This window comes from Halobacillus sp. A1, from assembly GCF_024189295.1.
Classification (GTDB): domain Bacteria; phylum Bacillota; class Bacilli; order Bacillales; family Halobacillaceae; genus Halobacillus_A.
Genome location: NZ_JAIZEN010000014.1, coordinates 37,281 through 49,359, shown reverse-complemented (window position 1 = coordinate 49,359; position 12,079 = coordinate 37,281). Strand labels below are relative to the sequence as shown.

11 protein-coding genes are annotated in these 12,079 nt (G+C 42.0%); 2 read left to right on the top strand and 9 right to left on the bottom strand.

Going from position 1 to position 12,079, the window contains the following annotated elements:
• Positions 1 to 143 precede the first annotated feature (143 nt).
• Together LF817_RS14390 and LF817_RS14385 are read right to left on the bottom strand one after the other, a co-directional pair.
• Complete coding sequence (locus tag LF817_RS14390; protein WP_253936503.1) at positions 144 to 527, bottom strand: VOC family protein; 384 nt, start codon at positions 525 to 527, stop codon at positions 144 to 146.
• Positions 528 to 1,150: 623 nt separating this feature from the next.
• On the bottom strand, positions 1,151 to 1,429 hold the full coding sequence (locus LF817_RS14385; protein ID WP_253936502.1) for an ArsR/SmtB family transcription factor: 279 nt from the start codon (positions 1,427 to 1,429) through the stop codon (positions 1,151 to 1,153).
• Positions 1,430 to 1,803: 374 nt separating this feature from the next.
• On the opposite strand from LF817_RS14385, the gene LF817_RS14380 reads away from it, so the two are divergent.
• Positions 1,804 to 2,814, top strand: coding sequence for a YARHG domain-containing protein (locus LF817_RS14380; RefSeq protein WP_253936501.1), 1,011 nt, complete (start codon positions 1,804 to 1,806; stop codon positions 2,812 to 2,814).
• Positions 2,815 to 2,908: 94 nt separating this feature from the next.
• Here LF817_RS14380 and LF817_RS14375 read toward each other — a convergent pair whose 3' ends face one another.
• From LF817_RS14375 to LF817_RS14360, 4 genes are all read right to left on the bottom strand, one after another.
• Entirely contained in the window at positions 2,909 to 3,709 is an 801-nt protein-coding gene (locus tag LF817_RS14375) for a histidinol-phosphatase HisJ family protein (RefSeq protein ID WP_253936500.1), read from the bottom strand.
• 118 nt (positions 3,710 to 3,827) lie between these two features.
• Entirely contained in the window at positions 3,828 to 5,180 is a 1,353-nt protein-coding gene (locus tag LF817_RS14370; RefSeq protein ID WP_253936499.1) for a PTS ascorbate transporter subunit IIC, read from the bottom strand.
• 32 nt (positions 5,181 to 5,212) lie between these two features.
• Positions 5,213 to 5,494 carry a PTS sugar transporter subunit IIB gene (locus LF817_RS14365; RefSeq protein ID WP_253936498.1) on the bottom strand — a complete coding sequence of 94 codons (282 nt, stop codon included), beginning with the start codon at positions 5,492 to 5,494 and terminating at the stop codon, positions 5,213 to 5,215.
• Positions 5,494 to 7,536 (bottom strand): BglG family transcription antiterminator, encoded by a 2,043-nt coding sequence (locus tag LF817_RS14360; RefSeq protein ID WP_253936497.1) that lies wholly within the window; start codon positions 7,534 to 7,536, stop codon positions 5,494 to 5,496. Before LF817_RS14360 ends, LF817_RS14365 begins: the two co-directional genes overlap by 1 nt.
• Positions 7,537 to 7,721: 185 nt before the next feature.
• Between LF817_RS14360 and LF817_RS14355 the strand changes: the two genes are divergently transcribed.
• Positions 7,722 to 8,567 carry a Cof-type HAD-IIB family hydrolase gene (locus LF817_RS14355; protein WP_253936496.1) on the top strand — a complete coding sequence of 282 codons (846 nt, stop codon included), beginning with the start codon at positions 7,722 to 7,724 and terminating at the stop codon, positions 8,565 to 8,567.
• A gap of 87 nt (positions 8,568 to 8,654) precedes the next feature.
• Here LF817_RS14355 and panF read toward each other — a convergent pair whose 3' ends face one another.
• The 3 genes from panF to LF817_RS14340 all read right to left on the bottom strand — a co-directional run bounded on the left by panF (position 8,655) and on the right by LF817_RS14340 (position 12,071).
• Positions 8,655 to 10,115 carry a sodium/pantothenate symporter gene (gene panF / locus LF817_RS14350; protein WP_253936495.1) on the bottom strand — a complete coding sequence of 487 codons (1,461 nt, stop codon included), beginning with the start codon at positions 10,113 to 10,115 and terminating at the stop codon, positions 8,655 to 8,657.
• The gene (locus tag LF817_RS14345; RefSeq protein ID WP_253936494.1) at positions 10,112 to 10,390 is read right to left on the bottom strand and encodes a YhdT family protein; all 279 of its coding nucleotides are present in this window, start codon (positions 10,388 to 10,390) and stop codon (positions 10,112 to 10,114) included. The genes panF and LF817_RS14345 overlap by 4 nt, the downstream gene beginning before the upstream one ends.
• A gap of 955 nt (positions 10,391 to 11,345) precedes the next feature.
• Positions 11,346 to 12,071 (bottom strand): polymer-forming cytoskeletal protein, encoded by a 726-nt coding sequence (locus tag LF817_RS14340; protein ID WP_253936493.1) that lies wholly within the window; start codon positions 12,069 to 12,071, stop codon positions 11,346 to 11,348.
• Positions 12,072 to 12,079 lie beyond the last annotated feature (8 nt).

The window sequence follows — 12,079 nt, the reverse complement described above, 5'->3', positions numbered from 1 at the left end:
TTATATTAATGGAATTTGGATGATTATGCAATGAAATACGGGCTTTTTTAGAAAAATACCCAGTCCTACAGTGAGGACTGGGGTAACAAAAATTTTTGTATAATGGTTGATTAAACTTTTCGGCCATCTATTTCAAATTCACATTATAACTCCATGATCTGAATAAGGTTGCCACACGTATCGTCAAAAACAGCCAGAGTGTTGTCCCCCATTTTTGTGGGCTCCATCGTAAACTCCACACCGCTTTCCAATAATCGCTCGTGCTCTTTTTGTATATCTTCCACACCGAACATGGTTACTGGAATTCCTTCTTCAAACAGGCGTGTTTGATACTCTTTCGCGGCTGGATGCCCGTTCGGTTCAAGCAAAAGCTCCGTTCCTCCCTGATCTTCAGGGGAAACGACTGTGATCCACCTGGCTTCTCCTGCGGGAACGTCATGCTTTTTCTCAAAGCCTAGGATGTCTGTATAAAACTTCAATGCCTTTTCCTGATCTTCTACGAATACGCTGGTAACAACGATTTTCATCCTGTACTGCCTCCTTTGATATTTATCATGCCTGGTAGCTGATGACCATCTGCCTGCAAGCATAAGTAGTGAGTCCTGTTCTAAAGTATTTAAGCCGTTGAGGATTTTTCAGCATGATGACTGGATGTTGAAGGTTGGATTTCGTAAATACCGGGATTCGTTGCCATGTTTAGAGTCAGGAGTGGTTGGGAAGCTACTCGCTTTCCTGTGGGGGAAGTGGCGAGCTTCCTCGGGCTTGCAGCCCTGTGGGATCTCGCCTACATCCTTCTCCCACGGGAGTCTCGCAGCTTCCCAACCACCCCATTTGATAGAGGGGAAAAACGACTCCCTATGCGAGAATGAGTCCCTTCCATAATTCCTGTTTATAAGAATTTACAGCTCAATGTCAAGCTTTTATCATGGTGGTCTCTCTGTCATGGTAGTTTTCGTTCCACTAATTATCACACAGAGGTTCGGGAAATTGCGAGACTCCTGTGGGAAAAGAGTGCTTGGTGAGACCCCGCAGAGCGTATAGCTCGAGGAGGCTCACCGCACTCCCACGGAAAGCGAGTGATTTCCCGGACCTCTAAACGCTATTAAACATAACGGAAACAACCCGAATATCTCAAAACAATGTATAAAAATTACTCAACCCATCCTTCCAGCAGATTTTTCAGCGGTTCGTTATTGAAAATAATAACTCGGTATTTCCCCTTTCTTTTTGATGTCACGAGTTCAGCCTCTTCCAATACAGAAAGATGCTTAGCAATTCCTTGTCTGGAAATGGAAAGGTCGTGGTTCATGATGAGTCGTGCGGTAAGTTCATACAACGTCAACTCGTTGCGTTCGGACAGTTCATCTAATATCAGCCGTCGTGTCGGGTCGCCGAGAGCTTTGAATATAGCATCTTTGTTCCAGTTCATATTTTTATTATATGCAACTATATGGTTGCATAGTGGGGTGATGAATCTTGTAATCTTAAGAAGGTCAATTCACCTAAAAAATAGCAGACAAAGTCTATTGATAATCTTTCAGCGGGAAGTCATCTGAAACTCCTCCACCTCTAACCTATAGAGGGTACTTATTTTTTGTTATATCATGTTTCGACAACTTAATTACCCATAATATGGTTATAATTTAACAACATGAAGGACTTATTACTTATAAAAAAGCAAAGGGAGGAATTGTATTGAGAATGATTTCAACGGACCATTATGCAGACCCGGCAATAGTCTCTCAAGAATAATTCTATTATTTTTTTTAAGAGGAGAACATCGTCTGAGAAATGGAGGAATTTATGGAGAAATGTAAAAGCTGCGGACACAAGTTAAATAAAAATCAAACCTTCTGCACGGGCTGCGGGGAAAAAGTGAGCCCTCCCTCCCAAAGCCGAACGGAAGTAAAAAGAACCACTCGGTCGAAGCGTTCCACATTACCTTTACTGCTAGGCTTATTTGTCGTGATAGGAATCGGATTGTTTTTCGGCTGGACCTATTACTTCTCTCCAGAAAATGAATTAAACGCCAACTCCACCCAACCTAAGGAAAACATGGAAGAAGCACCAGATTCTCAACCTGAACAACAGAATCTGCAGTCAGAGGATGACCTACTCATTCAAACAGAAGAACAATTAAACCAATTACAAATTGATCTGCCCGGCCGTAATATCTCATTAGGGGAATGGAGTATCACTCGAGAGGATCAAATGTTATACGTGGAGGCTCACCAAATCCCGGCACATGAATTAGATAACATCTTCAATCTATTTGATAAGGATAACCTTACTCCATTAGAAAACTGGGCCGAAGACGTGTTTGACACCATTGATCAGTTATCCATTGCACTTGAGGAAGAGTGGCATGTATATGTAGGAAATAGCTGCACCGAAGAATATCCTGAACAATTACCATCTGAAGATCTGCTATACTATTCCGGATCATGCGGGTATTCTATCCCTGTCTTAACGGGTACGAGTGAAGAAGACTACACATTAATCATTCATGAGAGAGTATTTGGCTCAGATCCCCAATTTGAACCAACCGAAGTGGTCAATGCAGATACTTATTTCTTACCAGAGAGTCATCAATACCGGCTGTCGAAACAAGAGCTTACCCACTTAACGAAGAATGAACTACGTCTTGCTCGTAATGAAATATTCGCGCGACACGGGTATATTTTTGAATCCAAAGACTTGCAACAGTATTTCTCTCAGAAAACTTGGTATGTTACTGATGTGAATTATGATGGCACGTTGAGTCCAATTGAGAAATATAATGTGGATTTAATGAAGGAACTTGAGGACGATTAAAATTTACACATCATAAAAAGCCATCATTATTTCCGCTTCGCAGGGAGAGATGATGGCTTTTATTATTAAACGCAGCTTCTAAATCTTGCTTTGTCTACTCCTCTATTTTAACCGCCAGCGGCTTTCGATTCACAAACGTGTACACATCATCAAAACCCGCCTGCTTCGCCATTTCAAGCGCATCATCTAAATGGCTGCCCACTGTATCCGCTCGATGAGAATCTGATCCAATGGTTAATATTTCGCCGCCAAGGTTTTTATAGAGTTTGAGAACCTCCATCGTAGGAAAAGCTTCCCCGACTTTTACATTGGATAATCCGGACGTATTGATCTCTATTCCGATTCCTCGTTCAATCGCTTTTTGTAAGATGGCTTGTAAAATGTCCTGCAAATCCGTAAAGGAATAGTTTCCTTTCGCTTCCATGGCGTACCGTTTCATTAAATCCAAATGTGCTAAAACATCGATGTCCGCTGAAGAAACTAAAGAGTAAACTTCTTCAAAATATCTGCGGTAAGCTGCTTCATTCTCTTTATCACTCATAAATGTCCGCAGTTTTACTTCCTCAATGTTATGGACGGAGCCAAGGATAAAATCCAGTTCCTTGTTATGCAGCACGTCATGATAATCTTCTTTCATAAGGTGGGGTTCACAAAGTTCAATTCCTGCTTTAATCGTCAGTTCACCTTTGAATTTTTCCTGGCACGATTTAATTTGGTTGAAGTACCTATCAAAATCAATATGGCCGTAAGTAGGAAGGTTGGGATTAACCGAGTAATGTTCAGTAAAACAGATTTCGTCGATCCCTTTGCTTATGGCTTCCTTACAAACAGCTTCCATATCTGCTTTAGAATCGAATGAGTGATTCGTATGGTGATGGTATTCAGTTACATACATTCCTAGTAACCTCCTGCCTAAGTTAAAACGTAAAAAAATATCCTGCCTCAGCTATAGACACCGTTCATTTTATCAAAATAAGTAAAAGGGGAGAATCCCCCCCTTTTACGGCCACTATTTATGCACTTTTTTTCTTTCCAAATGGAATGGCCATCAGTACGAGAATAACTATAAGACTGATCACGATAGCCATCGGTCCTCCGTAGTTGGCAAGTGAACCAAAGAATATTCCACCGACACCGAAGTCTGCATCAGAGAATGTCGTATTGGCAAATCCTAGTTCGCCTAATACCGGCAGCAGGAAGACGGGCAGAAATGAAACAATGATACCATTTATGAACGAGCCCGCAACAGCTCCTTTTAATCCACCTGTAGCATTCCCGAACACACCGGCTGCCGCTCCCGTAAAGAAGTGAGGGACGACGCCTGGAAGAATAATTGTGCTTCCTACAACAGCCATCACAATCATACTGAACAATCCACCGATGAAACTGGAGAAGAATCCGATTAAGACGGCATTTGGAGCATACGTGAAAACAATGGGAACATCTAATGCAGGCTTTGCATTCGGAACGAGTTTTGTTGAAATTCCTTTAAAGGCTGGAACAATTTCTGCCAGCACCAAACGCACCCCAGCAAGGATAATGAATACACCTGCTGCAAAATTACCTGCCTGTACTAATGAGAATACAAGGAAGTTTGTGTCGTCACTAAGCTCTGCTTCGATATAAGCAGGTCCTGCTGCTATCGCTACTACGAAGTACATTACGATCATAGTCAGCGCTATACTTACCGTGCTGTCACGTAGAAAGCCGAGCCCTTTTGGAAAGTCGATTTCTTCTGTAGAGGTTGACTCTTTTCCTTTTCCTTTTACTGCTTGTCCTACTAATCCACTTAATGCATAACCAACAGCACTGAAATGTCCTAAGGCTACATTATCATTTCCTGTAAGCTTTCTCATAAATGGCTGCAGGATTGCAGGAGATAATGTCATGATGATCCCGAGTGCGACTGCTCCTGCTGCGATTAGAGGAACTGTATCAAATCCAGCTACAGCCATAATAACGGCAAGCATACAGGCCATATACAACGTATGGTGACCTGTCAGAAAGATATATTTGAACCTTGTGAATCGTGCAATCAGGATATTGACGATCATTCCGAAAAACATGATCAATGCCGTATTGGAACCATATTCATTTAATGCCAAAGCTACAATGGCTTCATTATTCGGCACGACGCCGGACACATTAAATGCTTCCTGGAACATCGAACCAAAGGGTACAAGGGATGTCTCTAAAATACCCGCTCCCGCGGCAATGACGAGGAATCCGACAAAGGTTTTGGTCGTCCCTTTCATCGTGTCCGACAAATTTTTCTTTTGCGCCAATAAACCGATCAAAGCAATAAGAGCGACTAATATGGCGGGCTGACTTAAAATATCGATTAAAGTTGTTAGAACATTATTCATCTCTTTTCTCCCCCTTCTTAAAATTCAAACGATTATAAAAGGTTTTTCTCTTCAACCACCTTTTTCACCTTTTCTTTCAATTCATCCATGTCGATAATATTATCAAGGACGACAACTTCGCCAAGGTGATCGTTGCCTTCAGCGATATCTTTCGCTAAGAAGAAAACGTCGGCATCTCCAGGTGAAGCTGAACTTAAGTCAGAGTGAGATACTTCGACTCCCGTCACCCCAAGCTCATTCAATACCTGTATAATATTCATCTCCACCATAAAGCTAGTACCTAATCCTGATCCGCAAACTGCTAAAAATTTCATTATAATTCCTCTCCTTCTTGGATAATATCGATGATTTGCTGAGCAGAGTCAGCATTCTTAATAGCTTGTAAAGTTGAATCATTTCCGAGCAATTTTGTTAAATGAGATAAAGCCTTCAAGTGAGCTTCGTTATCGACCGCTGCTAAGCAAATGAATAAATCAATCGGATGTTCCTCCTGATCAAGCAGCAAAACAGGTTTTTGTGTTCGAAGAAGTGACATCCCTACCTCATTCACACCGGCGTCTGGTCTGGCATGTGGGATCGCTATTCCTTTTCCGATATGAATATAGGTGCCGATTTCCTCGACATTCTTGATCATAGAATCGACATATCTTCGTTCCACTTTATTTGTTTCTACCAGCGGCTCGGCCGCCTGATTAATAGCTGACTTCCAATCGAGTTCTCTATTTGTAAATTGGATTGTTTCTTTCGTTAATAATTCTGAAAGCATTGGCTTCTCCCACCTTTGTTCTGTGTTATTAAAGTACATAAGTTCTACTAATTCGGATATTAATTTCTTTTCATTCTTAATATCTGTGTTTCTTCTAATAATATTCATCACCTGATCGACAGAAATGTTGCGCTCATTCAAATGAGGAAATTGTGCGGATACAGCTTGAATCAAGTGAGTTTTTTCTACGAGAGATAATAAAGGTTTCACTATAAACAAAGGTTTGATAGACGATAATTGAACCGTCGAAAATATTAAGTCATAGCTTGAAGGCGGGATGGTCTGAATATTTTCCGCTGTGTGGATGCGCGAAAAATGAATCCCCGGAAACATGTCACTCAATTGAGCTCTCAGCATGATCGATGAACTTACCCCATTGGAACAGACGATCAAAGCCCTTACATGTTCCGATTTGACCTCGCTGTACCTTTCTAAATATCCCCCAAAATGGAGAGTAAAATACCCTATTTCCGCTTCACTTATTTGTTTGCCTGTTAAAATAGAGAGAGGACGCAATGATTTTTCTACAAATTGGAACAGTTCCTTATAGTCTTCCTTAATTCTCTCAGTCATCGGATTAATTAACGGGATCTCAAATGTGATTCGAAAATAAGTGGGAACGAGATGATTAAATAAGCTCTTAATTAGATAACTTCTATTTTTGATAGGCAGCAGCGTATTTTTTTCGAATTCATTAATGATCTCTTCAGCCAGGTTTCGTAGAGATGTGTTATCGTGACTGTACACTTCCTCCTGAGAAGTTAACAACTGAATCGCTGTGAAATACTTTTCCACCTTGTCTTCTTCTGAAAATAATTCCTCCGCCAAATCTGAGGCGAGCTGAAATAATTCCTGACTCTCAAGCATTTCTTTCTGAGCAGCTGTAAAATGAAGGTCTTCGCTTTGACGACGGGCTCTCACAAATATAAGGTGGTAGATCATTTCCACCTTTCTGCTTTTCACAAGTTGAAGAGTTGTGCGACTCAAGAACTCTTCAATGATACGTTGTGTTTCCAGCATCTCTTCCTCTTTGTCCCAAGATCTTAAGATCATCTCAATCATTTCTTTTCCAAGGGGCTGGGACAGAAGATAATCTATGCAGTAAATGGCGAACCTGCGCTTATCCATTTCATGACCTTCTAAACAATATCCTTCCATTCTTTTGTAAACGATCTGCACCTGCCACGTCTGACAGACTTCCTTCGCTTTTTTCACATCATTTAAAGCTGTGTTTTTACTTACTTTAAGCAGTGATTGGTAATGGTAGCTAGAAATGGCTTCCTTTTTAATGAAGGTATATAAATAAATCATGAATGGACGGTCGTCCTCAGAAATAACGAGATCGTTTCCCCTCATGTCCAGAGCCGACTCTGTTTCTAAGAGTTCTTTCGTTTGATCATCTACTACAAACATTTGGTTTTTCAATTCAATGGAAGGCAGGTTCATACTGCTTAAAATGCTGTTCACCTTTTCTAAAAGGTAATGAAATTGTCTTTCCGACAGGTCCAATTCCATCATGACCCCCGGTTTAGTAATTTGGTTGTACTTTATGATCCTCTCGAGAAATTGATAGGATTTTTGATCTAGCAAAGGAACAACCTCCATTTCTTACTTCTAATTATAAAACGCTTACAAATCGTTCACAACAACATTCAAGCCCAATCTGTGTAAGCGTTTAAAACACAGATTGGGCTCTCTGCTACGTTGTTTTATTAGTATAACGACATTATACTTTAACTATTCTATATACAGTTTCAAAACAAGGAGGCTTTTTAATGAACCCTAAAGCCATAGCGCTTGATATGGACGGCACGTTATTAAATTCTGAAAATAAAGTGACGAAAGAACTACTCTCGCTGCTTCAGACTGTCCAACAGGAAAAAGGTATTCGAATATTTATTGCATCCGGCCGGACCAGACTTGAAATCGAGGATGTTCTACCGTCAGAATTAAAACCTGATGGGATCGTTTCTGCCAACGGGATGGGATGCTACAGGGGCGAGGAGGTTTTGTTCGAGCATAAATTAAACCCGGATCTCGTACGTCTTGCGGTTGATAAAGCACGTGAAAATGAATTATATTACGAAGTTCATCCACATAAAGGGGATCGAATTGCACGCAAAGAGGATAAAGAGGTCTTCGAAAATATAATAGGTGGTTCCCGGCCGGATACGTTAATGGATAATGAATACCTTTCAAGAAAACAGGCAATTACTGAGGATATTCGCTGGGTGGACAACCTGTCTTACGAAGACAATGTGAAAGTTTATTTCTTTAGTATGGACACGGTGAAAATAAAGGAATGGAAACAGACTTTAGAAACGTTCAAGGAAAGCTACAACTTTTCCGCCTTTTCTTCTACGCTGCATAATGCAGAAATTATGGAAAGCGTTTCAAAAGCCGTCGGAATTTCGAAATTGCTGGAGGAATATCATATGGCTCCTGGAGATTTAATGGCGATAGGAGACGGGGAAAATGACTTGCCTATGCTTGAGTTGGCTGGCTGCTCTGTCGCGATGCAGAATGCGGAAGACGTCGTGAAGCGTTCGGTTGATGAAGTAACACCGTTAACTTACGAACAAAACGGCTTGTATTCTTACTTATCTCAAAAGCTATTTTAGGTTGCCAATACATTAAAACCCCCGCTTCAATAAGTCGAAGCGGGGGTTTTTTTCAATCATTCACGAGTCCGGATGATGACATGTACATTAACTCTCCGCTGCTATTTCACCAGCCTCTTTTACCACTAGATGTTTCGTAGCCAGACTGACCACTACATAGGCGATAAAGGAAAGAACGACAGGGAAGACAACACTGTGCAATCCAAACAATGACGTGTAAAAGACATCGATCACAATGTAGGAACCAATGCCGACGACCATCGAAGAAAGAGCTCCATATTTGTTGCCTGTCTTCCAGTACAGCCCCATCACGACAGGCCAAATGAACGTAGCTTCCAATCCGCCAAAAGCAAAGAGATTCAGCCAGATTAATAGATCGGGAGGATTAAGCGCCATAAGAAAAACTAAAATTCCTAATACAGCTGTAACGCCAAAGCTCATACGTTTTACCCTTTGATACGTGGCATCTGGTTTAACGTAGTTGACGTAAATGTCTTTGACGACGGAAGAGCTGACGAGAAGCAGCAGGGAATCGACCGTCGACATGATCGCTGCCATGGGGGCGGCTAAAACAATACCGGCTACCCACGGCGGGAGAACTTCCAGAGCAATTAGCGGCATCACCGTGTCGCCGACTTCAATGCCTGGAAGGATGGGACGAGCGAACACACCGATTAAGTGCATGTTCAACATAATAAAACCAACGACAAATGTCCCTATAATCAGTGCACGGTGCATCGCTCTTGAGCTTTTATACGACATGGCGCGAACCGTTACTTGCGGCAGACCGACCACGGCCACACCGACAAGAATCCAAAAAGAAGATACGTATGACGGCGTCAAGCTTCCTTCCGCTCCAAACGGTGTAATCAAATTGGGATTTTCAGCCGTCAAGTCTGCCATAATATTAGAAATCCCGCCTCCTGCGATAATGGTGGCTATAAGTAAAATCAACGTTCCGCCGACCATGACAACGCCCTGGATCATATCGGTTAATGCGACAGCCTTAAACCCGCCAATGATAACATAAATTAGGACGGACACAGCAAAGATGAACAAAGCCGATGTGTAACTAAGCCCGGTAAGCGACTCGATTAAACGAGCCCCGCCGACCCACTGAGCGGCCATCGCTGAAAAAAGGAAAATAATAATGCTGAAAGCTGCCGTGATGACGACCCACTTGCTTTGATAGCGCCCCTTCAAAAAATCCGTCAGCGTTACGGCATTATATCTTCTAGCCATAATCGCAAATTTTTTCCCGAGGATCATGAGCACAAAATAGCCGGACACCACCTGTGCCATCGCCAGCAGCACCCAACCTAACCCTTCCGTATAAGCAACACCAGGTCCTCCTATGAAACTACTTGCACTTCCATATGTAGCAATCATCGTCATCGCTAAAATAAATCCACCGAGCTGACGTCCGCCAAGATAATAATCCTGCATAAAATCGCTGCCCGATTTAGTTAGTGACCGACTCGCTATAAAACCTACAGCGAAAATAATGACTAAGAATAAAACTAAAGGAATAATAACAGCCACATTCATGAGCGGTCCCCCTCCTCTTCATCGTCTAAAGGGACCTCTACAAAAAAGACTTTCACGACAAACGTGACTAGAGCAGCAATCAATATAAAACCGACGATGCAGCTATAGAAAAACCACGAAGGAATCCCGAATACATAGCTGTACTCCTCAGGCGGCCTGCTGCCAAGACCGTAGGCAAAAGCAAACCACCAAACAAAATTGATGACAGCCAGCCCAACGCCGATTAAAGCTTCGCGATTGGCAATTTTAAAACGGTAATCTTCTTGTGGGGGCATCTCGTCTCTCTCCCTTTCTATTGATTTTCTTTATATTTAGAGAATAAACGACTATTATTGTAAAGATTCAACATTCATTGTATAACTAATTGGTCTTAAGTTCACTAAACAATTTTTCCTCTTTTCTATTTTAACAACGCGTTCGAATTATCTCGTCTAGTGGAGGAATTAATTTAAAGAGTAATGCAGGCAGGATAGTGGAAGACTTGATTCCGAGATAACCGCGGTTCGTTGCAGAGTTGAGAGTCAGGGGCGGTTGGTAAGCTACTCGCTTTCCTGTGGGGGAAGTGGCGAGCTTCCTCGGGCTGAAGCCCTGTGGGATCTCGCCTACATCCTTCTCCCAGTCTTACACTTATATTAGCCTAGGGCATCAATTCGTTCATAAACCTTATGGGGGACTATCCAGCTCCAGCGCTTAGCGGCTACTGAGACTTCCTTCACTTCTGTACGATAAGTCAACATCGAATCACTCCGTTCTTCGTGTTTCCTTTATCTCCTACAGCTCAGTCCAGTCCATACGCCGCTGAACGAAGCGCTTCCGCTTTTACAAAGGGAGTCTCGCAGCTTACCAACCACCCCATTAACCTGAAAAAGCCTCTTCCATAATTACTGATAAAGGGTATATCCCGGCTTTTATCATGAATATCTCTCAGTATCTGACTTCCTGCAATAGAAGTTTCCGTTCCACTTCACCATTGCAAAGAGCTCCGGGAAATTGCGAGACTCCTGTGGGATGAGAGTGATTGGTGAGATCCCGGAAGGCGGCAGCCTGAGGAAGCTCACTGCACTCCCACGGAAAGCGAGTCAATTCCCGGAGCTCTATTCGCTGTCAATCTCAACGGAAACAGTTATATCCACACTGAGAATAAAAGCTAAAACAAAAAAGCTGAAGACTTCACATCTTCAGCAAACTACTACATCCATAAAACAGGCAAGATGCTCGCCGCATACGTATTTAAAGTTTCTCAGATTTTTCTACGACAGCCTTTTCCGATACTTGAAGGTCAGTGCTATACTCGACATACTCAATTTCACATCCAGGACCAATCTCTACTGTATTTCCACGAACAACTTTCGCCTTCGTATACTGCAGTTTAACGACATCACCTTCAATAACATTTGCTTGTAATTCTTTACTCAACGTTTTAATCAGCTTATCTAAATGAAGAATAGGGTGGCGATTTCTTTTTACAGTAATCACCTCTCCTCCAATATCTTTCACAGATGATTTACCATGTAATGATATTTCAACTTGATCTGCGTTTAGCAATCCATCAATAGTAAAGGCTCCGTTCAGCTCTGCTTTCTCCACCTCACAATCCCCAGCTACCTTCATCATTCCTGCAAGGAGAATGTGGTCGCCTTTTATCGATTGTTTCGTTCGTGCGTGGCCATTGATTTCCATCTTTTGAAAAAACGCATGCCCTTCTATCGCTGCGTCCCCGTATATCTTAATCTCATCAGAAGAAAAATCTCCCTGAACCTTTGTACTTCCATTGATCACAGCCTGCCGGGACGAGATATCCCCATGTATTTTTGCCGATCCATTACACTTGAAGTTTTCACATTCTACATCTCCATGTATAGCTCCATGGCCGTTAATTTCAACCTTTATGAATGAGCCGCCACCTGATTCACTATGTCCAGATAAAATTAAGTCCCTTTTTGATGTTTGAACCATAATAAAAG

Excerpts from the sequence above, each read along its gene's own strand:
- panF (WP_253936495.1), bottom strand. The coding sequence starts at position 10,115 with ATGAATGTGGCTGTTATTATTCCTTTAGTTTTATTCTTAGTCATTATT.
- LF817_RS14375 (WP_253936500.1), bottom strand. The coding sequence starts at position 3,709 with ATGTATGTAACTGAATACCATCACCATACGAATCACTCATTCGATTCT.
- LF817_RS14340 (WP_253936493.1), bottom strand. The coding sequence starts at position 12,071 with ATGGTTCAAACATCAAAAAGGGACTTAATTTTATCTGGACATAGTGAA.
- LF817_RS14385 (WP_253936502.1), bottom strand. The coding sequence starts at position 1,429 with ATGAACTGGAACAAAGATGCTATATTCAAAGCTCTCGGCGACCCGACA.
- LF817_RS14355 (WP_253936496.1), top strand. The coding sequence starts at position 7,722 with ATGAACCCTAAAGCCATAGCGCTTGATATGGACGGCACGTTATTAAAT.
- LF817_RS14370 (WP_253936499.1), bottom strand. The coding sequence starts at position 5,180 with ATGAATAATGTTCTAACAACTTTAATCGATATTTTAAGTCAGCCCGCC.
- LF817_RS14380 (WP_253936501.1), top strand. The coding sequence starts at position 1,804 with ATGGAGAAATGTAAAAGCTGCGGACACAAGTTAAATAAAAATCAAACC.
- LF817_RS14390 (WP_253936503.1), bottom strand. The coding sequence starts at position 527 with ATGAAAATCGTTGTTACCAGCGTATTCGTAGAAGATCAGGAAAAGGCA.
- LF817_RS14345 (WP_253936494.1), bottom strand. The coding sequence starts at position 10,390 with ATGCCCCCACAAGAAGATTACCGTTTTAAAATTGCCAATCGCGAAGCT.
- LF817_RS14365 (WP_253936498.1), bottom strand. The coding sequence starts at position 5,494 with ATGAAATTTTTAGCAGTTTGCGGATCAGGATTAGGTACTAGCTTTATG.